We start from the raw sequence: 22,365 nt of genomic DNA, 5'->3' as shown, positions 1-22,365 counted from the left end.
CTCTCAGGAGGATAATCTCATGTCTCACTTCAGCACCCTGCGGACCAAGGTTACCGAAGCCGAAGTTCTGAAAAACTCCCTGCGCGACCTGGGCTTGCAAGTCAAGACCAACGCCGATGTGCGTGGCTACAACGGGCAACGCGTGCGGGCTGACATCGTGGCCGTTCTGGAAGGTGAATACGACCTGGGCTGGTCTCGCAACGCCGACGGGAGCTTCGACCTGATCGCTGACCTGTGGGGGGTGGCCAAAAAGTACAACCAAACTGAGTTGATCAATTCCATCAACCAGAAGTACGCCATCAACAAAACCCTGGCGGAAGTGAAGCGGCCTGGTCTGCAAAACGCCAATGTGAAACTGGTGGTGCAAAAGTAAACACCTTTTGCGTTCCCAATGGTGTTGCGGGTTGGTTCCCCTGAACCAGCCCGTTTTTATGCGCTTGATGAGCAGATTATGGCACCTTAGTTAAGGGGGCAAATAGGGCAATTCCCACTGAATTTAGAACCGTTCATTTTATGAATTTTTGCACTTACACGGAGCATCTAAAAGCCCCATTTATTTGCCTATCAATTGTCAGTCATCCGGGGGATGTTCTCAATTATTGTGAATTATATTCCAACACTAAGTAAGAATAGAATAGGGGTCACAGGGGCACCGCCCCCGTATTTGGTTCTGGAGAATTTGTGTTGGTTAATCAAGTAGTATTGCTATACAGCAACACTAAATGAGAATAGAATAGGGGTCGCAGGGGCACCGCCCCCGTATTTGGTTCTGGGGAATTTCTGCTCACTAATTAAGTAGGACTGCTATAGCTAAGCATACAAAGGTTGACATGATATGGGTCGCTGGGCGTAGCCCCACATTGGTTCCCCATAGCTTGCGTGGCGTAGCCATGAATCTTAAGGCGACAACCTTAACCTACCTAGCTATAACATAAGAGTATGCTAATTGTATCAGCCAAACTAAAAGGGAAAGACGAACAATTTCGGTTGGTGGATGAAGCCATCCGTACCGTTCAGTTTGTGCGGAATAAAGCCTTGCGGTTTTGGGCGGACGGGCAGGGCAAATCGCAATACGACTTGAACAAGTACTGTGCAGTCTTAGCCAAAGAGTTTGAGTGGGCGAAAAAGCTCAATTCTCAAGCAAGGCAAGCGGCGGCAGAAAGGGCATGGACAGCAATTGCTAAGTTCTTTGAAAATTGCAAAAAGGCTATTTCTGGCAAAAAAGGATACCCCAAGTTTCAAAAAGATAATCGTTCCGTAGAGTATAAAACCTCTGGATGGAAACTCTCTCCAGACCGTAAGGTAATTACCTTTACCGATGGTTTTGGGATAGGCAGTTTTAAGCTCATTGGCAGTCGTGACCTTAACTTCTATTCGCCCAATCAAATTAAGCGGGTGCGGATTGTGAAACGGGCAGATGGCTACTACTGCCAATTTTGCATTGCTGTTGAGCGTAATATTGTCACTGAGCCAACAGGCAAAGCCATAGGAATAGACTTGGGATTAAAATACTTTCTGGCTAGTTCGGATGGGCAAACGGTCGAAAATCCTCGATGTTTGCAGAAGTCTGAGCAAGCAATCAAACGTTTACAGCGGCGAGTATCCCGCAAGCAAAAAGGGTCAAAGAACCGCATCAAAGCTAGGAAGCGACTAGCGAAAAAGCACTTGCAAGTAAGTAGGCGGCGGAAAGATTTTGCAGTAAAAACTGCAAGAACGCTAATCTTGTCTCACGACCTGATTGCCTATGAAGATTTGCAAGTGCGGAACATGGTTAAGAATCATTCATTAGCTAAATCAATTTCTGATGCAAGTTGGAGTGTGTTTGTAGAGTGGCTGAAATATTTTGGGCAGGTATCTGGCAAAATCGTTGTGCCTGTACCACCGCAATATACTAGCCAAGACTGTGCAAACTGCGGGTATCGAGTTCCAAAGACTTTAAGCACCCGTACTCATACTTGTCCTAAATGCGGCTATTCTGAATGTCGCGATGTTAATGCCGCCCGAGTAATCTTGCAAAAGGGATTGAAATTAGCCTCTGAAAAGTACCCACGGGCAGTGGGAAACTTAACGCTTGGGGAGAGCTTGACCGCTACTTTGAGCAATGAGAATTGCTTGAAGCAAGTCATCTCGTTGAACCAAGAATCCCCGCACCTTTAGGTCGGGGAGTGTCAACGAAATGAACTCCCATTTCATGTAGAACACCAGCGTTTGGTTAAAGACCTAATGATTGTTGAAGCTGGGCGTGACTGGATATTGCGTGCCAAAACCGGATGGGAAGGTCGCATTGGCTGGTGGGTCGGCTGGGTTGAGTAGCCGACAGGTCCAGTTTTTTTTGCATTGAATATTGATACACCCAAAAGAATGGCGGACCTTCACAAAAGAGAGGCAATTGCACGAGCAATTCTTCGGTCAATTAATGCCTTGCCGCCCAACACCGGCTAGAAATTCATGTAACAATGAGCCATCGCCGGGGTGTGCCCACCTTTTTACTTGCGTTAAGCATTAATTTCCCCAGCGGGTAGGATAATTGTAGGGTATGATGAATTTACCTACGGTGTGAGGTATGGGTAACTATCCAGTTAATTTCAGTGGAGTGAGGTAAATGATGCGGAGCAAATCATGGGTGTGGGGATGGGGGTTCCTGGCGTTGAGCTTAGGCATGGCACAACCAGCCCAGGCGGCACGTTCGGTCAATTTTTGGTTCAATATCCTGGAAGTGGTGAACATTTCCGTGCCGGATTTGCGGCGGTTTGTGGATAAAAATGAGGTTTCACCCCGTTTACAAAGAACCCTGCGCCTTTTACCGGAAAAAGACCGGCAGGGGTTTGAGCAGGTTTTACGGTTCAAACTGCCTTTGGATACCCGCCGAGTGGTGCGGTTGGTGGATTCCCCGGCGGTGGAAGCGGCGTTGGGACAGATTCCCCCCTTATTTTTGCCGAACCAAGCGCCTTCGGTACTGCCAGGGATGAAAGGGGCGGTAATTCTCGCCTCCATTCCCCGGGACAAAGGGGGCTTTCGGGACAAGGATGGGTTTGGGTTGGTGAATATCCTGGAAGCCTACCCAGCGGCGGAGATGAATATGGATGTACCGGCGATGTTGCGGTTGGGACAACAGGGCTTTGACATCCAAAAAATCCTCGGGGGCGGTCTGGGTCGCTAGATGGAGGTATTGGTCACGGGGGCGACGGGATTTATTGGCTCCCGACTGGTGGCTGGCTTGCAGGAGCGGGGGGAGCGGGTGCGGATTGTGACCCGTAACCCCCAACGGGCAAGGCAAAGGTTTCCCCAGGCGCAGGTTTTCCCGGTGGTGGCTCTGGCGGAGGCGGTTGAAGGCTGTACCGGGGTGGTGAATCTGGCGGGGGAGCCGATTATTGGGCGGTGGACTGCCCAGCGCAAGCAGATGATTCAAGCCAGCCGGGCGGGGGGAACGGAACGGTTGGTGCAAGCGATTGCCCAGGCGCAGGTGCGTCCCCAGGTGCTGGTGAATGCTTCGGCGATTGGGTATTACGGGGCGAGTGAAACGGCGGTGTTTACGGAAGAGAGTCCACCGGGAACGGATTTCCTCGCTCAGGTGTGTCGGGATTGGGAGCAGGCGGCGCAACCGGTGCAGGACTTGGGGGTACGCCTGGTGATTTTTCGGATTGGGATTGTGTTGGGTCGGGGGGGCGCACTGGAGCGGATTTTGCCCCCGTTTCGGGTGTTTCTCGGTGGACCAATTGGTTCCGGTCGCCAGTGGTTTGCCTGGATTCACCAGGAGGATATGGTTCATCTGATTCTTACGGCTTTGACCGATCCCGCTTGGGTTGGGGTGTACAATGCTACGGCGCCCCAGCCAGTGCGGATGGCGGAACTGTGTAGCACCCTGGGGCAGGTACTTGACCGACCGTCCTGGTTGCCGGTGCCGGGGATGGTGTTGGAACTGCTTTTGGGGGATGCGGCGCAGGTAATTCTCACGGGTCAGCAGGTGTTGCCCCGACGGGTGGAGGCGATGGGTTTTTCGTACCAATACCCCACTTTGGCACCAGCTTTGAGGAATATTCTCAACGCTAACTAGGGTTTATCACCACAATAACCAACAATAAAAGTAGAAAAAAATTAGAGAACAAATAGATAAAGTTGAATGGGTTTGGCATCATGTAGGTAGTAATTTCAAATCATCTATTTATGTGAACTAAGAACCAAGGACGGGGCGGTGCCCTGCGACTACTTTTATAAACTTATAAACTCAATGGCTCTCCTATAGCTAGGTAGGTTAAGGTTGTCGCCTTAAGATTCATGGCTACGCCACGCAAGCTATGGGAAACCAATGTGGGGCTACGCCCAGCGACCCATATCATGTCAACCTTTGTATGTTTAGCTATACTTTTATAAACTCAATGGCTCTCCTAGATTTAGAGTGATAATTTTTTCTAATTAGAGAATGCAACTTTTGAACCAATCATCAATCCCATCGTGGGAATGCCCCTATTACCCAGATACCCCCCTGCGACCGCTAACTTTGAATTGATAGAGGTGCCCACGAATGAGTTGGCATATCCCTCTCTACTGCCTCTGGAATACTTATATCCTGTAATGAGAAAAACAGATCACTAAGCTTCTATAACCAGCTTAACAACTGCTAACCAGTCAAGACAATCTCCACCTGAATATAGCTTCTGAAAATTAGGTTTTAGCACGGAAAATTTCGGTCGCTTTGCTTTGGTAGGATATTCATCTGAGGATATTGGCAATACCTGAATTAAATTATGACGAGCAACAGCAAAGATCGCCTTTGCGAATTCATACCAAGTCGTGGCTCCAGATGGCGTGAGGTGGTACACCCCGGCATGGGACTCAAAATAATTGTTTAAGTCGTCAATCCCTCTCACTAATACATCAGCCGTAACCTGTGCCACAAACCTACTCCATGTTGGTATGCCATACTGATCATTTACTACTTTAATTTCCGTGCATTCTTGTGCTAATTTTAACATCGTGAGCAGAAAATTTTTACCCCTCATGCCATAAATCCAACTTGTCCGAAAAATGAGATAGGGCACACCACTAACTTGGAGAATTTGTTCACCCAATAGTTTACTCCGCCCGTAGGCGTTAATCGGATTTGGTGTATCTTTTTCGGTGTAAGGCTCCCCTTTTGTACCATCAAATACATAATCCGTAGAGTAGTGAATCAGGGGGAAATGATACTTCTTAGCACATTGACTAATCGCTTCCAAAGCGTAGCCATTGACTTGATTAGCCAGTTCTGGTTCATCTTCTGCTTTTTCCACAGCCGTATAGGCGGCGGCATTGATCAGCAGGTCTGGACGGATGGCTGAAATCGCATCAACGATGTTTTGGTCATTAGCTAAATCAATTTCCTTACGAGTTGTAGGAATCACCTCCCCTATCGTCATCAAACACCGGTGTAACTCCCACCCAACCTGTCCGTTTGCCCCCAGTAAAAGAATTTTGGTCATGCAAATAACTCCGCATCCTTCAGAGGTTTAGCAAATCTGTCCTTCTCAGACAAAATTGGCTCTGAATCAAGTTGCCAATCAATAGCTAAGTCTTGATCACACCATAAAATGGTTCTATCTCCTTGGGGATAGTAATAATCCGTAGTTTTATACATCACTTCGGCGGTTTCAGTTAGTGTCAAGAACCCGTGGGCGAATCCAACTGGAATCCATAATTGATGTTTATTTTCTGCACTGAGTTTATATGCCACATATTGTCCAAAGTAAGATGAACTTCTGCGAATATCAACAGCTACATCAAGTATTTCCCCTGCCAAAACTCTAACTAATTTTCCTTGGGGACGGATTAACTGATAATGTAGCCCTCTCAGCGTATTTCTGTGCGATAGGGAATGGTTATCCTGCACAAATAGAACATCAAGGCTAAGCAATTCAGAAAATTTCTGATGATTAAAACTTTCATAAAACCACCCCCGATGGTCAGAATAGACCGTTGGCTCAATTACCCATACATCAGGAATTTTAGTAGGGATGACTTTCATGGAGAATATCCTCAAGGTATTTGCCGTAGTTACTTTTGCCTAACCTTTGGGCTAGATTCTTTAATTGTTCCGCATTAATATAGCCATTCCTGTAGGCAATTTCTTCGATGCAAGCAATTTTTAACCCCTGTCTTACCTCCATCGCTTGGACAAAGTTAGCGGCCTGCAATAGGGTATCATGGGTGCCTGTATCTAACCACGCAAAACCTCTTCCTAAAACCTCTACGGATAAATTTTGATGGAGTAAGTAGTATTTGAGTACATCTGTGATTTCCAGTTCACCCCGGTTAGAGGGGGCAATTTTTTTCGCAATTTCTACCGCACAATTATCAAAAAAATAAATACCGGGAATAGCATAGTTTGACTTGGGATGTCTTGGCTTTTCTTCTATAGAAATTACCCGCTGATTCCCATCAAACTCTACAACACCATAGTGCTGAGGCTCCGCTACCCTATAAGCAAAAATTTTAGCCCCCTGTTGTAACTTCGTACATTCAGTTAAAATATCAACCAAACCGTGACCATAAAAGAAATTATCCCCTAAGATCAAGCAAACTGCATCACCGGCAATAAAATTTTCGGCTATAGTTAATGCCTGGGCAATACCTTTCGGCTCTGATTGCACAGCATACTCGATCCGGATGCCCCATTGCTGACCGTCTTGCAAAACTTTTTGATATAGGGGCAGGTATTCTGCCGACGAAATTAACAATATCTCTACAATTCCACCTAACATTAATACGGAAAGTGGATAATAAACCATAGGCTTATCATAAATTGGAAGCAGTTGCTTATTCACGGGAATAGTCACCGGGTAGAGTCTTGTGCCTAGCCCCCCGGACAAAATTACGCCTTTCACACCCTATCTCCGTAATTTTTCGTTACCCAACCCTTCATAACGTTGAGAATTGCATTAGTTTTTTAGGGTAGATTAGCTAACTAGAATATTGCTTTTTTCCAACCATTGTCAAGCCCTAATTTCTACCATAGCAGTTACAGTCTTTTGTGTTATTATAGGAAACAGTTAGAATTCCACTTGCCGTAGGCTCATCAAGTTGAGCTTTTAGAATAATCAAGGCTTTTTGCATCCCTTAATTTATAAGTATATTATATCTATTGTAGTCATTTCAGAGAAAAAAAGGAGACACTTTTGGGGTTGTCTTAACCCTCCGGGATAGGATTAAGGGGTGAAGGAAATGTCTTAAGGGCACTTCTAAAAATAGGTCGCAGGGGCACCGCCCCCGTACTTGGTTCTGGAAACTTTTTGTTTATAAATCAAGTAGGATTGCTATATATCGCCACCTTACCCTTGCCGCCCGCCTGTACTAACTCCATTTCCCTGATCCAGTTTTTAGCCAGTTTTTACACTTCCAAGATACCCTAACACCACCCAAACTGATACTAACTTAGACGATGTGTACTAATGGGGGAAACGGTGGAATGCGTGATGTAGCGGGGGAAAGGGGCTTGTAATCGGCATGGACACAACTGGACTCGAACCAGTGACCCCCACGATGTCAACGTGGTGCTCTAACCAACTGAGCTATGCGTCCCGGTAGTCTTTTATATTAGCATTAGCGTCTCCGATTGAACAGGTTACCAATGCGGGTGCGACAACACGTTAATCCCCTCAGTCACCAGTTTGCCCAACCCTTGCAACTCCCGGATTGGCAGTTAATTTATGGGCAGGTACAACAGCCTTTACATTTAGATATTGGTTCTGCTAGGGGACAGTTTTTATTGAGAATGGCTGAGCAGTTACCCAATTGGAACTTTTTGGGGTTAGAAATTCGAGAGCCACTTGTCCATCAAGCCAACGCATTGAGAATCAATCATAATTTGAGCAATCTTTACTTTCTCCTGGCACAGGCGAATGTACACCTCGCTGGAATTCTTGCTAGTTTTCCTATTCAAGTCTTACAACGGGTCACAATCCAATTTCCTGACCCCTGGTTCAAACGAAAACAGCAGAAACGACGAGTAGTAAAACCGGATTTAGTAGCAGTGATTGCAGATTATTTGCAACCAGGAGGAGACGTGTTTTTACAATCTGATGTTTTGGATGTTGCCCTCGATATGTATCACCATTTTCAACGTCATCCTCAGTTTCAAACGCAAGGTGAATTTTTAGCAGAAAATCCCTTGGGCATTCCCACCGAGCGTGAACAGTCTGTGCTCCGACGGGGCTTGCCAGTCTATCGTTTTTTCCTGCGGCGACGGGCAGATTGACAATGGTTCATGTGGTAGGTATGGGGCTGGTATCCCCATTGGGTAAGGATAAACAGACGTGTTGGCAAAATTTATTGGCGGGTCATTGTCCTATCAAAATACAGCAACCTTTTGCCCATGTATCCCCCATACCTCTCGCCATGATCGCATCCGTACCTAGCGATCCGACAATGTTATTACTTACTGCCTTGACAGAAGCATTACAGGATGCCGGATGGGAATTACCTTTACCCAATTGCGGTGTGGTCATTGGTTCGAGCCGGGGAGCGCAATATCTATGGGAACAATGGTTAACCCATCAGCGGGATGATTACCATACATGGTTAGAACATTTGCCGGGTAGTTTTGCCCGTGTAGTTGCCGCTAAAGTAGGCACAAAAAGTTTAGTATCAGCACCGATGGCGGCGTGTGCAACTGGGGCATGGGCGGTGGCGACGGGGGTGGAGTGGCTACGCCAAGGACAATGCTCGCAGGTGATTGTAGGGGCGGTGGATGCGCCGATTACGCCCTTGACCCTGGCGGGATTTAGCCAGATGGGTGCTTTAGCCAAACAGGGCTGTTTCCCTTTTGATCAAAAACGGCAAGGGTTTGTATTAGGAGAAGCGGCAGGAGTGCTATTACTGGAAAAGCCAAATCATGCTCAATCAAAATATGGTTCGATCCTGGGTTGGGGATGCACGTGTGATGCGGATAATCCTGTGCTACCCAGTCGGGATATAGAGGCGGCAATTACGGCGATTGATAACTGTTTCAAAGCGAATAATTTAACCTTCAATCAATGTTCCGCTATCCACACGCACGGCACAGGAACCCTACGCAATGATGAACGAGAAATTCGGATCATACAGCGTTTATTCCCTGATGATATACCAATTTTGGCAACCAAAGGGGCAACGGGGCACAGTTTAGGAGCCTCCGGGATTGTTAATATCATTTTTTCTTTATTAGCCATAAAAGACCAGGTTTTACCCCCTTGTGTGGGGTTGACTGAACCGGATTTTTCAGCAAATTTTGTACGGGTTAAGCAGGATAAAAAACTTCGCTCTATTCTGAATTTAAGTTTTGGTTTTGGGGGTCAAAATGGGGCGATTTTAGTGGGTAATTCCGAGGGGTAATTAGACCATATTTAGTTGGATAAGTGCGAGAATTGCCAATGATAATTGTGCAAAACATATCAATGGGTTGTTTGGTTAAATTCTCTAAATTAGTGTACCAAATCTGTTCATCTTTACGGTAGGCTTGCCGCACAATTGCTACCGGGGTTTGCGGGTCACGATATTGCAAGAAAATCGCCTGGGCTGTGGGCAATTGCCAAGTTCGTTGTTGGGAACAAGGATTGTAAAAAATGGTGACAAAATCCCCTTGGGCGGCGTGCGTAACCCGTTGGGTAATGATCTCCCAAGGCACGTGTAAATCACTTAAACTAATCGCACAAAAATCCTGCATCAAGGGCACTCCCACCCGACTCGCGGCAGACTGCAAAGCGGAAATGCCAGGGATGATTTGTACATTAAATTCTGGGTGGATATTACTTTGTTTTTGTAACAGTTCCATCACCACACCCGCCATGCCATAAATGCCACAATCCCCAGAGGATACCACCGCTACGGTTAACCCCCAGCGAGCTAATTCAATCGCCCGTTCTGCCCGCCGGGTTTCCTCGCCAATCGGGTAAGGTTCCCAAATCTGACTGGGATGTTTGATCCCGTTAAGTAGTTGTAAGTATAAATTATAGCCAATGACCACATCTGCCTGTCTGATGGCATTGCGAGCGGCAGGGGTCAGATGGGCTAAATCCCCCGGTCCCATGCCCACCAAGTACAGGGTTCCCGACCGATCCAGCCATTCCTGCGGGGATAGGGCTACCGCTACGGTCACGGCACCCAGGATGTGTTTGGGAACTAATAAAGTGCCTTGGGACGCTTGAATGGCACTGGCTTCGGCAACGCTGGCGGTTCCCACCGTTTGGGCGACAATCGGGGATGGATTGGGAACTGGAATTGCCCGCAAAGTTTCCGCCGAAAAAGTCACCAACTGCCACCCTTGCGATTGGGCTAAATTGACTAAGCCAATTTCATTTTTTTTAATATCTAAACTGGCAATCCCGGCGATGGCGTTTAAGGATAATTGGTGGGCATTAAAAACCGTTTGAATCGCCTCATATAGTTTAGTTTCAGAAGTGCCCCGTTCACAACCAATGCCTACCCAAAGTGTGCGGGGATGCCAAACAATCTGACCCGGTTGGGAGGGTGTAAGTTCCCGATGGGTAATCCAGATGGTTTGAGCATGAGCATCCGGTTTATCGGTGAAAATTAAATTGGTTTTTGATGTAATGGTTTGCCGCCATAGGGTAGTTCCTGATTCTTGAATAATTGCAACGGGTTCTCCCCGAATCACCGCACTCGCTATACCCGTCCAGTCCCCCGCCCCTTTGCGCCAACCCCAGGGCATTCCCCAGGTATCTACCCCAGGCATCTCGTGGGCAGTAGCGGCATCGGTAATCACCGGTTTCATTCCCAATAAATGGGCAATCTGTTCACAAAGTCGGTCGCCCTGATGCTGATGTCCGCCGCAAACAGTAATCACATATTCCCCTGATTCCGGGATGCACAGCACAATTGGGTCACGGTATTTATCGCTTAAAAAAGGGGCGATCAAACGTACCACTGCCCCCAAAGTTAAACTAAAAATGAGTGCTTTTTGATCTGACCAAATGGCGGTTAAATGTTCTCGCAAGGAATTGTTATATCTTTGGCAATGAGGATGAGTTTCTAAGTGAGGGGAACACCATAAAATGCTCTGGGAACTTTGGGCGAGGGGTAACAAACGGTTTTGACTAACCGGTGTGGTGGCAATCCAAGCAATGGGTTGAAATTCCTGCCAAAAATCCCCTGGGTTAGGCATTTAATTCCGCCTGTTGTTTGACCAAATCTACCCCTCGGGAAGTGCCGATGCGGGTGGCTCCGGCTAACAGTAATTCCTGAGCTTGAGTGATGGTTTTAATTCCACCGGAGGCTTTGATCCCCACCCGATTATTGCCAATTTTTTGTAAAAAGCTGACCTGTTCTACCGTTGCTCCCCCGAACCAGCCGGTACCAGTTTTGAGATAATGTACACCCGCATCTAAACAGATTTCAGCGGCTAATTTCTGTTCCTCTTGGGTGAGGATATTCATTTCTAAAATGGCTTTAACGGTTTGTTTGGTTTCACTGACAATCTGGGCAATTTCTTCATAGACTGCTTTGGTTTTACCCCCTTTGAGCCAACCCAAATTAATGACCACATCCAACTCTTTAGCACCAGATTCTACCGCTTCCATCGCTTCGTAGTATTTCACTGCTGAAGTTGTAGCACCACTGGGAAAACCAATCACGGCACAGACCCGACAGGGAGATTGATGCAGGAGTTCCACGCATTGTTGTACTGCGCTTGGATAGACACAGACCACCGGAAATTGATACCGGTCTGCTTCGTAACAACCCTGTTGGACGGCATCAGGAGTGATCCCCGGTTGCAAAAGGGCGTGTTCAATCACGGTGGCAATGTCGGGCAAGGGGGAGGGCATCGGTTCTGGGAGAAACACGATACCATCATAGAGATATTGTTCGGGAAATGGGTATGGTGGACCAGTTGGTGCGGGCAACGGCGGCGGGTGGAGCGATTCGGGCGGTGGGGGTGATCACGACCCGATTGGTGGCGGAGGCTCGACAGCGGCACGGGTTATCCTATGTGGCAACGGCGGCTTTGGGGCGCACCATGAGTGCTGGGTTACTGCTGGCGTCCAACATGAAACGCCAATCGGCACGGGTGAATATCCGGTTTCAGGGCAATGGTCCCTTGGGTACCGTATTTGTGGATGCGGGACGGGACGGCACCGTGCGGGGTTATGTGGACCAGCCGGGGGTGGAATTGCCGCCCAATGCCCGGGGCAAATTGGATGTGAGTCAGGCGGTGGGTTCCCAGGGGTATCTCTATGTCCTGCGGGACAACGGTTACGGCTATCCCTATGCCAGTACAGTGGAACTGGTGTCCGGGGAGGTGGGGGAAGACATCACCTATTACTTGAGCACTTCGGAACAGACCCCATCGGCATTGGCTTTGGGGGTTTATCTGGAAGGGGGGCAGGTGCAGGCGGCGGGTGGTTTGTTATTACAGATTTTGCCCAAGGCGGCGGCGGACGAGGAATTGATCAGCGTGTTGGAATCTCGGGTGTCGGCACTGTCCGGGTTTACCCCGTTGCTATTGGCAGGTCGGCAGTTGGGGGATATGTTTCAAGAGTTGCTGGGGGATATGGATTTAACGGTGTTTCCCGAAACCCAGTTGGTGCGATTCCATTGTGGGTGCAATTTTGACCGGGTTTTGGGGGCGTTGAAAATGTTGGGGGTTGGGGAATTGCAAAGCATGATTCACCAAGATGACGGGGCGGAAATCACCTGCCATTTTTGTAGTTCCGTGTTTCGTGCCCAACGCAATCACCTGGAACAATTGGTGCAGGAATTGGAACAGGAAGCGACCTCAAGATTAGGAAAGTAAATCTGTTGGCGATGTCGCTGGGATCATGGTTTTCTAAATTCCATCTAAATTCCACTAAGATGGCTATGTAAATTCATTTTCCCCCGTGTCCTGTGCTAAAAGTTGAACAGCTATACAAGAGTTATCCCAACCGCCCGGTTCTCCAGGGAATTAATTTAGAGATCAAATCGGGAGAAATTTATGGACTCCTGGGACCCAATGGGGCGGGTAAAACCACTTTAATTAATATCATTTGCCACCTCTTGAATCCTGACCAAGGGCAGGTATATATTGCTGGTCAATCCTGGCGACCGAGCCACCGTTATCTCCTGGGGGTTGCCCCGCAAAAAGATTTACTCTATCAGAGTTTAACCTGTGCGGAACATCTGTATTTTTTTGGGCGTATTTATGGGGTGGCGGAGCGGGAATTGGCTCAGCGAGTCCAGCAATGTCTCCGGCTGGTGGGATTGGAATTGCGGGCGGATAGTCTGGCTGAAAATCTCAGCGGGGGGATGCAAAGGCGGTTGAACATTGCCATTGCCTTAATTCATCAACCAAAACTGTTAATTTTGGATGAACCGACTGCGAGTTTGGATATTGAATCTCGCTTTGAAGTGTGGCAGTTGATTCGCCAATGTCAACGGCAGGGCATGACCCTATTACTCACCACCCATTTACTGGAAGAGGCGGAACGGATGTGCGACCGAATTGGTATCTTAAAACAGGGAAGGTTAGTTGCTGAAGGGACTTTAGATTCTCTGAAAACCCTGATTCCGGCGGCGGAAGTTTTAACGATTCAAACCCCTACCCCGGAAATCGCAATGCAACGGGCGCAGACATTGGGTTGGGCGATTCGCAACTACAATCAGGATTTACTATTCTGGGTGCCGGAAGCACTAGAATTAAACCAAATTATGAACCTGTTTTCCGGGATTTCCCTCACCTCCATTGCCCGCCAACCCGTGCGCCTAGAACATATTTATTTAGAACTAATGAATCAGAATGCCCCAACGGCAAAAAATTAGCAGGAGCGGGGTGGGTAAGATGCAAATTTGAATCAGGTGCTGATTTAATCTTCTACCTCCACACCTAACTCCCGCAGTTTAGCCGCCAATCGGTCAGCCCGTTGTTTTTCCTGCTCGGCTCGTTGTTTTTCCTGTTCGGCTCGTTGTTGCGCCGCTTCCTCCGGTAACAGTGCCAAATCTCCTGCGGGCGTGTACAACCTTAGCCAACTGCAGGGACCTTCGCGGTCAATCACTCCCTCCCACACTCCCAACCACAAGCCCAACAAGTCGCACCACAGCCACCCCCGTTCATTCGCCACTAAGGGCTGATAACCCTCACTGGCGTTCAACCGCCACCCCGCCAACGACTCCGGTGCAAACGGGTCAAACACAAAATAGTAGGGGGTGCGAAAAACCTGCTCATACAAATCTTTTTTGGCGCCTCGGTCAAAAGCCGCCGTACTGGGGGAAAGTAATTCTACAATCACATCGGGATACCGCCCCCCTTCCTCCCAGACCACCCAACCTTGCCGTGGGCGAGGGGGAACCCCCAACACCATCAGAACATCGGGGCCACGCACATTCCGATTCATCGCCTGTTCCCGGCTGAAGTACACAAACATATTGCCGCCGATAAACACATCCGAGCGGTGCGAAAGTGCCTGCTGGGCGGAACGAATCAGCACATTCATGGCAATGCGATGGCGATTACTTTCCAAGGGTTCTCCATCATCAAAAATCAGGTTATCCGGGGGTAATGGTACCGGAACGGCGGGTTCAACGGGGGGCTGAATAATCGAAACCATAGGTTTTGCGCTGGGCTTTACTAAAATTTTAGATGATTACGGAACGATTTAAGGGCACTTCTATAAATTCAAAGTTAGCGGTCGCAGGGGGTATCCCCCGCCCTTGGTTCTGGGTAATATTTAGTATGCCAACGATGAGATTTATGACTGGCTCAAATAAATAGAGATGCCCTTAACTCAACTGGTGTGGGGATGCCCTGGTTAAACACGCTCCCCATGCGGGAACCTCTGGGGGAATTGTGCCATCTTACTTGGGAACTGATGAAAATTGAGGTGTGAGGCGGTATGGGTCAAATCCGAAAAGCCCGTGGGTGGGTCGGGGTATTGGTGGTCGTCAGTTGGTGGTCAGTCATGCCCGTTGCCCTTGCCCAAGAACGGGGGTCAGAACGGGTACTCCAGGTCACTGGTCAGGGCGTGATTACCCTACCCGCCCAATTGGCTGAGGTGGAAGTTGGGGTGGAAATCCGGGGCAACAACGCCAACCAAGTACAGATGGAAATTGCCCAACGGCTGGATAAAATCATCAGCACCCTGCGGCAAAAATCCGCCGAAAAACTCACCACCACTGGGGTACAGCTTTTTCCCATCTACGGGGAACGGCAACAATTGCTCGGGTTTACGGGGCGGAATACGGTGCGGTTTCAACTGCCCATCAGCCAAACCGGGGCGGTGCTGGATCAATTGGTCAGCCAAGGGGCAAATCAGATTAACCGCCTCAGTTTTGTCGCCACTGAATCGGCTCTGGAACAAGGACGGATACAAGCACTGCAAGCGGCGGTGCAGGATGCCCAAAAACAAGCCCAGATAGTTCTCCAAGCCCTCCAACTCACCCCCAAGGAGGTGGTGGGGGTCACCATTTTAGGAAGCAGTACCCCAATTCCCCGCAGTTTTGCATTGGCGGAAGTCCGTGCCAGTACCCCCATCCTCGGCGGCGACCAGACCGTCCAAGCCCAAGTGAAGCTGGAAATCCGCTACTAGCCCCACCAGGATGCCCAACGGGGGATTTTGGTTACATAGGCTACATCTGGGTTTGGAGAGGTTGTGGGCATAATTAACATGACGTTAAACAATGGTGATGAAAACAGTCGCCTCTCCCTACAAAGCCCTCCGAGAATTAGCCGCCCGGGATTTAACCGGTTCTCTGACCATCTATGACCCCCAGGTGGAGGGAGCGGGTTGGTGCGTGTATCTGGGTGGGCAACGGCTGTACTATGCCAGTAGTATTGCAGGACAGAGGGAACGGCTCACCAGCATTTTGTCCCGTCTGCGCCCGGATTTGGAGTGGCCTTCCCTGGGGGCTTTAGAGTCGGAACCGGCGTGGTTGCGGGAGTGGTGGCAGAGACAGGCATTGCCCTTGGGGGAGTTGCGCCAGGTGGTGACCCGGTTGAGCCAGGAAGCCCTGGTACAGGCGGTGGCGATTCCCAAGGCTCCGATGCATTTTCAGCGCAATGTGCAACCTGACCCGATTTTGATCACGCCCCCTTGGCAGGATTTGCTGGCGGCGGTGCGGCAACAGGTGTATGGGTGGCAGTTGGTGCGGGGGCAGGGTTTGTCCCCCCTGAGTCGCCTGTACCTGGATATGGGGCAGGTGGGGGCGTTTTGCGATTTTTGGGAGCAGATTCAGGGCACGCCGGAGTACGAGAAATTCTGGGGACGGCAAACCTTGGCAACCTGGATTCAGATGTTTGGGCAAAAACTTTGTGTTTATGAATTTGCGTCCCGGGTGCGGGTTGCCCCTTTGGAATTGGCGACTCGGGTGCGGGGCTTGGTGGGGGCGGGCACGTTGGTGAGTTTACCCTTTGCGGCGCCGGTGGCGGCTCCCGAGCATCCCCCCCAACCCAAACCGGTGATTGCCTGTATTGATGACAGCAAGGCGGTACAGCGGCAGGTGCAGATGACCCTGGAGTTGGAGGGTTATGACATTGTGGCGATTACGGAACCGGCACGGGCCTTGACTACTCTGGTACGCCGCCGCCCGGAGGTGATTTTGTTGGATATTAATATGCCGGATATCGATGGGTATGAGTTGTGCCGGATGTTGCGTCAGTCCCGCCAGTTGCAGGATGTGCCGATTGTGATGTTGACCGGGCGAGATGGGTTGATTGACCGCCTGCGGGCGCAGTTGGTGGGGGCAAATTCCTATCTGACGAAACCCTTTGCCCCGGAGCAATTGACCCAGGCGGTGCAGAAATTGCGCCCCTCCCCCTCCGCAAATGGGATAAGCTCGTAGTGGAAATTTTCAAAGGGCAAGGAATGGCTGAATTGACCGCCACAAAGACGATCCTCTTGGTAGAAGATGGGCGAGCCGAAAAACAATTGATCACGGGTTTGCTCTCCCAGATGGGGTTTGAGGTGGTAGCCTTTGAGGGGGTGGAACCCGCCTGGGCGTGGTTGTTGGAGCATACCCCGGCGTTGGTGTTGTTGGATATTGTCATGTCGGGGCAAAGTGGGTTGGACCTCTGCCGGATGATCCGGGCCCGCCCAGAATTTAGCCAGATACCGATTGTCTTTTGCACCTCCAAAAATCAAGAATTTGACCGGTTTTGGGCGATGCGCCAGGGGGGAAATGCCTACATCACCAAGCCTTTTGCCCCCAAGGAATTGGTGTCCGTGGTCCAACAATTTGTGCAATGAGCATGACTGTTCCTGAGGTTTCGCATTTACTCCTGACCAGCCCCGTTTTCCTGGCGGTTCCCAGTGTGGCGGAATTTGCCCAGGCGGCGCGGGTGATGGGGGGCTTGACGCTCCTGTGTGCCCTGGTGACGCTGGTGGGCTTTGGCTGGCGCTGGGGCATCCGCTTCCGGTTGGTGGGGATTACCGGCTTTATGGCGGTTCTCACCGGGGGCTTGTTTGCCCTGGGATTGACCCCTGTGACCCGCACGGTTCTGCCCAATGCCAGCCGTTATACCACCGTGTACGATGGGGGGGGCACCCAGGCGGTGATTGCCGTGTCGGGGCATCTCACCCCAGAACAACTGACGGCGACCCTGCAACAGGCGGCGAATGATTTATTTTCCTATGGTCGTTTGGCGACGGGGGATGCGGTGTTGACGGTACGGGCCCGCACGTTGCTCCACCCGGAACCGGGGGTGACAGAACCCCTCTATCTGGGACAGGTGCGCCGTTCCCTGCGCCAGCGGCAAGACCCTGGGATGGTGGTAGAATTGGATTCCCAGGCGTTGGCTCGCTTAGAACGGGCATCCCCTGATTCAGAAAAAAATTAACCCGGTGATTCAGTTCATGTCCGAGTTGGTGATTAGCCCCCAGTCGGTACTGCGGGGGCGGGATTTAATTTCCCAGTACCCGGAACGGTTGACCGCCATCACCCAACGTTGGCTGTTGGTGGGGGGGCAGACAAGTAGTGATTTGGTGTTGCCCCGACTGCGGGCGGTGGGAATTGAGCCGGTGCAGGTGGTACCCCTGCGGGAATGTACGACAGCCCTGCGCCAGGAACTTAGCGAGGCGATGCGTGCCCACCGGGTCGGCGGGGTGCTGGCCTGTGGGGGAGGCAAAGCCCTGGATGCGGGAAAACTCGCCGCCCATGATGCCCAGTTACCAGTGATCACCATTCCCACCACCGGTGCGACCTGTGCCGCTTGGACGGCCTTGAGCAATATCTATTCCCCGGCGGGGGCCTTTCAGTACGATGTACCCCTGCGCCACTGCCCGGAATTATTACTTTTGGACTATGACCTGGTGCAAACCGCCCCTCCCCGCACCCTCGCATCAGGGATTGGGGATGCCTTGGCCAAATGGTACGAAGCCGCTATTAGCAATGGTGAATCCACGGATACCCCCGTGGTGATGGCGGTGCAACAGGCCAGAATTTTGCGGGACATTTTACTGCAAAAAGCGGTACCAGCCCTGGCGACACCGGGGAGTCTGACTTGGCAGGAGGTGGTGGATGCCACGGTCTTGATGGCGGGGTTGATTGGTGGGGTGGGGGGTGCCCAATGCCGGACGGTGGCCGCCCATGCGGTGCATAATGGCCTCACCCATTGGCCCCAGACCCATGCGTGGCTCCACGGGGAAAAGGTGGCGTTTGGGATTTTGGTGCAGTTGCGCTTAGAGGAAGCCCAGGGGTATCCCTTGGCGGGAGTGGCCCGGGCGCAGTTACTCACGTTGTATCAACAGATTCATTTGCCTTGCACCCTAGCTGATTTGGGGTTGGGGGGATTGCCCGCCGCAGAATTAGCCCAACTGGCGGAGGTGATCTGCCGCCCTGGGAGTGACATCCACCGTTTGCCCTTTCCGGTGACCCCCACCGCAGTCCTAGCGGCCATGCAAACCACTACCCAACCCTGGGCAAAAAACCAGGTGCGGGCAGGATAATTGCCAGGAACAAGCCCAAACCCAGCAGTCCCAACCCATCCCGTTTAGAGTCCAGTTCCGTCACCTCATTCAGCACCAGCGGCGGCATAGTCGGGATGAACAACAACAAAACCCCCCACCCCCGCAACCAGGGTTGTACCTGCCAACCCAGCAGGAGAACCAGGGCTTTGGTCACCCAGCCCCATCGTTGCGCCCCCCGCCGTCCCACCAGGGCGTGCAATAGGCATCCCCCATCCAACCGCCCTACCGGGGTCAACTGTATCCCCAGCAGTCCCAAACCCACAACCCCCGCCCACGCCACCGGATGCAGGTGCAACCCCATGCCCGCCGTCATTGCATCCCCCCACACCCAACGGCTGACCACCCACAGCAGGTAGGAATGGTGGGGCAAAAATCCCCCAGGGGTGAGCGGCGAATGCCCCAACCCCCACAGCAACAGACCCAGGGTCACCGCCAAGGCCAACCCCACACCGAGCCAGGTGCGATCCACCAACGCCCGCCGATCCGGTAGCGGTTCGGTGATCCCGCTGTAGGTGCCCAAGACCCCCGGCCAGCAGGGCAATGGAATCAGCCACGGCCAGCCGCTTTTGCCCCCCCAGGAACGCAGACCCCACCGTTGTCCCACCTCCCGTGCCAGCAGAATCGCCAACACCCCCACCCCATACCCCCAGCCCAGGGGTTGGGCAATGCCCAGGTAGGGTGCCGTGACCGTCCGGGTGATCCACAACCCCAGCCCCAGACTGGTGACCCCAATCACCCAGCCATCGGGACGGGGGGCAGGCATCCGCCGGGGCACCAGGGCAAAATAGGGTTTTTGGTCAGCGTTCGGTGCCAGGATCAGCCAAAACCGTTGCCCCAATTGGGCCTGGATGTTTTGCGCCACCACCTGGTAGGCTGTTGCGGCATTCCCCCGTAACCGACCCGCACAGACCACCACCCCTTCCCGTTGGTCAATCCTTTGCAGGGCATAAAGTTCCCAGGGAAAGCATTGGTGCAGGTGGGTCATTTCCGCCGGGGTCAGAGGAGCCGGTAAAGTTTCGGTCAACAGCCGGGGTACGCCCCCCCCTTGCCGTACCAGCAGGAAATAAAACACGCCACTCAACAGGAAGGGCATCACCACCAGCACCGCAGGCATCGCCTGTTCTTCCCCGTGGAACCACACCCATACCCCCACCACCAACCCCGGCAACATCAGCACCAACCACAGCAACCACCAAGGGGTGCGGCTCAGATAGCGGGCATGATGCCACACTAGAAGAAAGGTGGTCAACGCCAATACCCCCAACGTCACCCATGTCATCCCTAGCCCCGAAACCCATACTGGACGGAATTTTTGCCTTTCCCCCCCAACGGCACACCCTGGGCGGTACCAGCTATTTCATTGTAGGGGAGACCCTGGGGCTGGCGGGGAATCTCCTCATTGACTGCCCCGCCTGGGACTTTCACCCCTGGTGTCACAGCCAAGGAGGCATCCAGCAGTTACTCCTGACCCACCGGGACGGTGCCGACCGCATTCCCCAATGGCAACAAGCATTTGACTGCCCCATTGTCACCCAGCAACAGGAAGCCTACCTCTATCCGGGGGTGTGGGTGCATCCCTTCGCCCAAACCCTGACCGTGGTGCCAGGCGTGACCATGATTTGGACCCCAGGGTATAGCCCCGGCAGTAGTTGCATCTACCTGGAACGGTGGGGGGGGGTGCTGTTCACCGGGCGGCATTTGCTCCCCAACCCCCAAGGGAAACTCAGCCTACTCGCCACCCGCAAGACTTTCCATTGGTTGCGGCAACAACGCAGTATGGCATGGCTCAAAACCTGGCTGGGGGAACGCCCGGTCACCTATTTTTGCCCCGGTGCCAATACGGGCTTTCTGCGGGGACAGGGGTGGGTGCGCCCAGAGCCAGGGGAGGACTGGTATGATGAAATTATGGGGCGGATTTCTTCCCACGTCCAACAGGTGAGGCAGTGACCAGCCGTTTTTTGTTTATCGGTTCCACCCAGGCGTATAGTGGCAAGTCCACCGCCACCCTGGGGATTGCCCAACAACTCCAAGCCCGTCACTACCGCATTGGTTATGGGAAACCCGTAGGCACCGAGCGGGTCACCAGCGACCCCGTGCCCCTGGATGCGGATGGGCAATTGGCGGCGCAGGTGTTGAAATTACCGCCAGACTGCCTCGCCCCCACCCTGGTTTTTTGGGAAGATTGGCTGAAACAACCGGATTTATTGCCCCAGGCGACCCCCCTGACGGCGGCATTGGAGTCGTATAGAAATCTCACCGTTCCCGACCTGATGCTTTTGGAAGCCCCCGCCAATCTCTCCGAGGGGCATTTGTTTGGTTTGGGGTTGGCGCACATGGCGGCGGTTCTGGAGGCGGGCGTTGTCCTGGTGGTGCGGTGCCAGTCCCTGCTGGTGCTGGATGAATTGCTCATGGCGCAGGCGCATCTGGGGGAACGGTTGCGGGGGGTTTTGCTGAATGCGGTACCGGCGGACCAACCGGTGCAGGAAATTCTGGTGCCCATGCTGGAACAACGGGGGATACCGGTATTGGGGGTTTTGCCCCGCAGTCGCCTCTTACGCAGTGTGCCGGTGGGGGAATTGGCGCACCATTTGCAGGCGCAGGTGGTCTGTTGTCCCGAACGGATGGATTTACTGGTCGAACATCTCTCCATCGGTGCCATGAGCGTCAATGCCGCCCTGGATTACTTCCGCCAGGGGGTGAATATGGTGGTGATCACCGGCAGTGGTCGCACGGACATTCAACTCGCCGCCCTGGAAGCCTCGACCCAATGCCTGGTGTTAACTGGTCCGAATCCCCCCAGCCCCATGGTTTTGAGCCGTGCCGAGGAAATGGAAATTCCCATCCTGATGGTGGACATGGACACGCTGACGGCGGTGGAAACCATCGAACGCACCTTTGAGCAGGTACGACTGCGGGAGCCGGTGAAAATTCAATACGTGCAACAGATGATGGCGCAATACCTGGACATGGAACGACTGCTCAGCGGTTGGGGTTCCCCATGCCCAAGCGGTTAATCCCTCGCCTGGGTTCCCAGTGGACAGCCCGGCAGACTACCTGGGGGTGGCGGCACTTTCAGGTCAAAAATATCAAACGTCAGGCGCAGTTTACCTTTGTGGAATTGGTGGCGGTGTGTGACCCCAAGGTACGTTTTTGGCTGAATGCCCAGCAACTGGCGGATCGGGAACTTTGGCAACCCGGCTGGCAACCCCGGCATTCTCAATAAATTAGCAGTAAATTCGTTCGTTAGAATTAGTCACATTAGGGCACCTCTATCAATTCAAAGTTAGCGGTCGCAGGGGAGTGCCTACAATTCGATGACAGTTGTTATAGCAATCCTAAATGAGAATAGAATAGGGGTCGCAGGGGCACCGCCCCCGTCCTTGGTTCTGGAAAATTTTTGTTTGTAAATCAAATAGGACTGCTATATGGTTCCCATCCTTAATTATTTTGAATAGCGGTT

At 51.8% G+C, this 22,365-nt stretch carries 23 protein-coding genes, 1 tRNA gene and 1 pseudogene; 17 read left to right on the top strand and 8 right to left on the bottom strand.

The window, feature by feature from the left end:
* Positions 1 to 19: 19 nt before the first annotated feature.
* The 5 genes and pseudogenes from MLD66_RS00535 to MLD66_RS00515 all read left to right on the top strand — a co-directional run bounded on the left by MLD66_RS00535 (position 20) and on the right by MLD66_RS00515 (position 4,054).
* Positions 20 to 373, top strand: coding sequence for a DUF1257 domain-containing protein (locus MLD66_RS00535; RefSeq protein ID WP_247215006.1), 354 nt, complete (start codon positions 20 to 22; stop codon positions 371 to 373).
* A 566-nt stretch (positions 374 to 939) separates the two neighbouring features.
* Complete coding sequence (locus MLD66_RS00530; RefSeq protein ID WP_281438392.1) at positions 940 to 2,157, top strand: transposase; 1,218 nt, start codon at positions 940 to 942, stop codon at positions 2,155 to 2,157.
* A gap of 15 nt (positions 2,158 to 2,172) precedes the next feature.
* A pseudogene (locus tag MLD66_RS00525) lies at positions 2,173 to 2,442 on the top strand (penicillin-binding transpeptidase domain-containing protein); the annotation flags it as partial.
* Positions 2,443 to 2,602: 160 nt separating this feature from the next.
* A complete protein-coding gene (locus MLD66_RS00520; protein WP_247215004.1) occupies positions 2,603 to 3,160 on the top strand; it encodes an alpha/beta hydrolase in 558 nt (185 codons plus the stop codon).
* Positions 3,161 to 4,054: a TIGR01777 family oxidoreductase gene (locus MLD66_RS00515; RefSeq protein ID WP_247215003.1), complete on the top strand. Its 894-nt coding sequence runs from the start codon at positions 3,161 to 3,163 to the stop codon at positions 4,052 to 4,054.
* Between the two features lie 535 nt (positions 4,055 to 4,589).
* Here MLD66_RS00515 and rfbD read toward each other — a convergent pair.
* The 4 genes from rfbD to MLD66_RS00495 form a co-directional block, all read right to left on the bottom strand.
* Complete coding sequence (gene rfbD / locus MLD66_RS00510) at positions 4,590 to 5,459, bottom strand: dTDP-4-dehydrorhamnose reductase (RefSeq protein ID WP_247215002.1); 870 nt, start codon at positions 5,457 to 5,459, stop codon at positions 4,590 to 4,592.
* The gene (gene rfbC, locus MLD66_RS00505) at positions 5,456 to 6,001 is read right to left on the bottom strand and encodes a dTDP-4-dehydrorhamnose 3,5-epimerase (RefSeq protein WP_247215001.1); all 546 of its coding nucleotides are present in this window, start codon (positions 5,999 to 6,001) and stop codon (positions 5,456 to 5,458) included. The genes rfbD and rfbC overlap by 4 nt, the downstream gene beginning before the upstream one ends.
* Positions 5,982 to 6,860: a glucose-1-phosphate thymidylyltransferase RfbA gene (gene rfbA, locus MLD66_RS00500; protein ID WP_247215000.1), complete on the bottom strand. Its 879-nt coding sequence runs from the start codon at positions 6,858 to 6,860 to the stop codon at positions 5,982 to 5,984. Before rfbA ends, rfbC begins: the two co-directional genes overlap by 20 nt.
* 620 nt (positions 6,861 to 7,480) lie before the next feature.
* Positions 7,481 to 7,554, bottom strand: a tRNA-Val gene (locus tag MLD66_RS00495).
* 49 nt (positions 7,555 to 7,603) lie between these two features.
* Between MLD66_RS00495 and trmB the strand changes: the two genes are divergently transcribed.
* Together trmB and MLD66_RS00485 are read left to right on the top strand one after the other, a co-directional pair.
* Complete coding sequence (trmB, locus tag MLD66_RS00490) at positions 7,604 to 8,230, top strand: tRNA (guanosine(46)-N7)-methyltransferase TrmB (protein WP_247214999.1); 627 nt, start codon at positions 7,604 to 7,606, stop codon at positions 8,228 to 8,230.
* Between the two features lie 2 nt (positions 8,231 to 8,232).
* Positions 8,233 to 9,345 carry a beta-ketoacyl-ACP synthase gene (locus MLD66_RS00485; protein WP_339396855.1) on the top strand — a complete coding sequence of 371 codons (1,113 nt, stop codon included), beginning with the start codon at positions 8,233 to 8,235 and terminating at the stop codon, positions 9,343 to 9,345.
* Here MLD66_RS00485 and cobJ read toward each other — a convergent pair.
* Together cobJ and deoC are read right to left on the bottom strand one after the other, a co-directional pair.
* Positions 9,275 to 11,134, bottom strand: a complete 1,860-nt coding sequence (gene cobJ / locus MLD66_RS00480; RefSeq protein WP_247214998.1) for a precorrin-3B C(17)-methyltransferase — start codon at positions 11,132 to 11,134, stop codon at positions 9,275 to 9,277. The genes MLD66_RS00485 and cobJ overlap by 71 nt on opposite strands.
* Complete coding sequence (gene deoC / locus MLD66_RS00475; RefSeq protein WP_247214997.1) at positions 11,127 to 11,795, bottom strand: deoxyribose-phosphate aldolase; 669 nt, start codon at positions 11,793 to 11,795, stop codon at positions 11,127 to 11,129. The genes cobJ and deoC overlap by 8 nt, the downstream gene beginning before the upstream one ends.
* Before the next feature lie 53 nt (positions 11,796 to 11,848).
* Between deoC and hslO the strand changes: the two genes are divergently transcribed.
* Complete coding sequence (gene hslO, locus MLD66_RS00470) at positions 11,849 to 12,763, top strand: Hsp33 family molecular chaperone HslO (RefSeq protein ID WP_247214996.1); 915 nt, start codon at positions 11,849 to 11,851, stop codon at positions 12,761 to 12,763.
* Between the two features lie 92 nt (positions 12,764 to 12,855).
* Positions 12,856 to 13,767, top strand: coding sequence for an ABC transporter ATP-binding protein (locus tag MLD66_RS00465; RefSeq protein WP_247214995.1), 912 nt, complete (start codon positions 12,856 to 12,858; stop codon positions 13,765 to 13,767).
* Between the two features lie 44 nt (positions 13,768 to 13,811).
* Here MLD66_RS00465 and MLD66_RS00460 read toward each other — a convergent pair whose 3' ends face one another.
* Positions 13,812 to 14,552, bottom strand: coding sequence for a Uma2 family endonuclease (locus tag MLD66_RS00460; RefSeq protein WP_247214994.1), 741 nt, complete (start codon positions 14,550 to 14,552; stop codon positions 13,812 to 13,814).
* Between the two features lie 285 nt (positions 14,553 to 14,837).
* Here MLD66_RS00460 and MLD66_RS00455 point away from each other — a divergent pair, with 285 nt between their 5' ends.
* The 5 genes from MLD66_RS00455 (at position 14,838) to MLD66_RS00435 (ending at position 18,884) form a co-directional block, all read left to right on the top strand.
* On the top strand, positions 14,838 to 15,530 hold the full coding sequence (locus tag MLD66_RS00455) for an SIMPL domain-containing protein (RefSeq protein ID WP_247214993.1): 693 nt from the start codon (positions 14,838 to 14,840) through the stop codon (positions 15,528 to 15,530).
* 97 nt (positions 15,531 to 15,627) lie between these two features.
* Positions 15,628 to 16,782 carry a response regulator gene (locus MLD66_RS00450; protein WP_247214992.1) on the top strand — a complete coding sequence of 385 codons (1,155 nt, stop codon included), beginning with the start codon at positions 15,628 to 15,630 and terminating at the stop codon, positions 16,780 to 16,782.
* Positions 16,783 to 16,805: 23 nt separating this feature from the next.
* The gene (locus tag MLD66_RS00445; RefSeq protein WP_247214991.1) at positions 16,806 to 17,186 is read left to right on the top strand and encodes a response regulator; all 381 of its coding nucleotides are present in this window, start codon (positions 16,806 to 16,808) and stop codon (positions 17,184 to 17,186) included.
* Positions 17,187 to 17,188: 2 nt separating this feature from the next.
* Positions 17,189 to 17,776: a Ycf51 family protein gene (locus tag MLD66_RS00440; RefSeq protein WP_247214990.1), complete on the top strand. Its 588-nt coding sequence runs from the start codon at positions 17,189 to 17,191 to the stop codon at positions 17,774 to 17,776.
* Positions 17,760 to 18,884 carry an iron-containing alcohol dehydrogenase family protein gene (locus tag MLD66_RS00435; RefSeq protein ID WP_247218862.1) on the top strand — a complete coding sequence of 375 codons (1,125 nt, stop codon included), beginning with the start codon at positions 17,760 to 17,762 and terminating at the stop codon, positions 18,882 to 18,884. The genes MLD66_RS00440 and MLD66_RS00435 overlap by 17 nt, the downstream gene beginning before the upstream one ends.
* Here the strand turns inward: MLD66_RS00435 and MLD66_RS00430 are convergent.
* Positions 18,844 to 20,184, bottom strand: a complete 1,341-nt coding sequence (locus MLD66_RS00430) for a hypothetical protein (RefSeq protein ID WP_247214989.1) — start codon at positions 20,182 to 20,184, stop codon at positions 18,844 to 18,846. The genes MLD66_RS00435 and MLD66_RS00430 overlap by 41 nt on opposite strands.
* Here MLD66_RS00430 and MLD66_RS00425 point away from each other — a divergent pair.
* Genes MLD66_RS00425 through MLD66_RS00415 form a run of 3 tightly spaced genes read left to right on the top strand, consistent with a single transcriptional unit; the run spans position 20,178 to position 22,128 of the window.
* Positions 20,178 to 20,852, top strand: coding sequence for an MBL fold metallo-hydrolase (locus tag MLD66_RS00425; RefSeq protein ID WP_247214988.1), 675 nt, complete (start codon positions 20,178 to 20,180; stop codon positions 20,850 to 20,852). The two genes, MLD66_RS00430 and MLD66_RS00425, sit on opposite strands and share 7 nt — an antisense overlap.
* Positions 20,849 to 21,919, top strand: a complete 1,071-nt coding sequence (locus MLD66_RS00420; protein WP_247214987.1) for a phosphotransacetylase family protein — start codon at positions 20,849 to 20,851, stop codon at positions 21,917 to 21,919. Before MLD66_RS00425 ends, MLD66_RS00420 begins: the two co-directional genes overlap by 4 nt.
* On the top strand, positions 21,904 to 22,128 hold the full coding sequence (locus tag MLD66_RS00415) for a TIGR02450 family Trp-rich protein (protein WP_247214986.1): 225 nt from the start codon (positions 21,904 to 21,906) through the stop codon (positions 22,126 to 22,128). Before MLD66_RS00420 ends, MLD66_RS00415 begins: the two co-directional genes overlap by 16 nt.
* The last annotated feature ends 237 nt before the right edge of the window (positions 22,129 to 22,365 follow it).

Source organism: Synechococcus sp. C9 (assembly GCF_022984075.1).
Lineage (GTDB): Bacteria > Cyanobacteriota > Cyanobacteriia > Gloeomargaritales > Gloeomargaritaceae > Gloeomargarita.
This window is presented reverse-complemented; position numbering and strand designations above follow the sequence as displayed.

What these genes read in the sequence shown, in the direction of transcription:
- MLD66_RS00530 (WP_281438392.1), top strand. Translation starts at nt 940, where the DNA reads ATGCTAATTGTATCAGCCAAACTAAAAGGGAAAGACGAACAATTTCGG.
- deoC (WP_247214997.1), bottom strand. Translation starts at nt 11,795, where the DNA reads ATGCCCTCCCCCTTGCCCGACATTGCCACCGTGATTGAACACGCCCTT.
- MLD66_RS00455 (WP_247214993.1), top strand. Translation starts at nt 14,838, where the DNA reads ATGGGTCAAATCCGAAAAGCCCGTGGGTGGGTCGGGGTATTGGTGGTC.
- MLD66_RS00535 (WP_247215006.1), top strand. Translation starts at nt 20, where the DNA reads ATGTCTCACTTCAGCACCCTGCGGACCAAGGTTACCGAAGCCGAAGTT.
- cobJ (WP_247214998.1), bottom strand. Translation starts at nt 11,134, where the DNA reads ATGCCTAACCCAGGGGATTTTTGGCAGGAATTTCAACCCATTGCTTGG.
- MLD66_RS00450 (WP_247214992.1), top strand. Translation starts at nt 15,628, where the DNA reads ATGAAAACAGTCGCCTCTCCCTACAAAGCCCTCCGAGAATTAGCCGCC.
- MLD66_RS00515 (WP_247215003.1), top strand. Translation starts at nt 3,161, where the DNA reads ATGGAGGTATTGGTCACGGGGGCGACGGGATTTATTGGCTCCCGACTG.
- rfbD (WP_247215002.1), bottom strand. Translation starts at nt 5,459, where the DNA reads ATGACCAAAATTCTTTTACTGGGGGCAAACGGACAGGTTGGGTGGGAG.
- MLD66_RS00430 (WP_247214989.1), bottom strand. Translation starts at nt 20,184, where the DNA reads ATGACATGGGTGACGTTGGGGGTATTGGCGTTGACCACCTTTCTTCTA.
- MLD66_RS00425 (WP_247214988.1), top strand. Translation starts at nt 20,178, where the DNA reads ATGTCATCCCTAGCCCCGAAACCCATACTGGACGGAATTTTTGCCTTT.
- MLD66_RS00415 (WP_247214986.1), top strand. Translation starts at nt 21,904, where the DNA reads ATGCCCAAGCGGTTAATCCCTCGCCTGGGTTCCCAGTGGACAGCCCGG.
- MLD66_RS00440 (WP_247214990.1), top strand. Translation starts at nt 17,189, where the DNA reads ATGACTGTTCCTGAGGTTTCGCATTTACTCCTGACCAGCCCCGTTTTC.
- hslO (WP_247214996.1), top strand. Translation starts at nt 11,849, where the DNA reads ATGGTGGACCAGTTGGTGCGGGCAACGGCGGCGGGTGGAGCGATTCGG.
- MLD66_RS00520 (WP_247215004.1), top strand. Translation starts at nt 2,603, where the DNA reads ATGATGCGGAGCAAATCATGGGTGTGGGGATGGGGGTTCCTGGCGTTG.
- MLD66_RS00445 (WP_247214991.1), top strand. Translation starts at nt 16,806, where the DNA reads ATGGCTGAATTGACCGCCACAAAGACGATCCTCTTGGTAGAAGATGGG.
- MLD66_RS00460 (WP_247214994.1), bottom strand. Translation starts at nt 14,552, where the DNA reads ATGGTTTCGATTATTCAGCCCCCCGTTGAACCCGCCGTTCCGGTACCA.
- rfbC (WP_247215001.1), bottom strand. Translation starts at nt 6,001, where the DNA reads ATGAAAGTCATCCCTACTAAAATTCCTGATGTATGGGTAATTGAGCCA.
- trmB (WP_247214999.1), top strand. Translation starts at nt 7,604, where the DNA reads ATGCGGGTGCGACAACACGTTAATCCCCTCAGTCACCAGTTTGCCCAA.
- MLD66_RS00485 (WP_339396855.1), top strand. Translation starts at nt 8,233, where the DNA reads ATGGTTCATGTGGTAGGTATGGGGCTGGTATCCCCATTGGGTAAGGAT.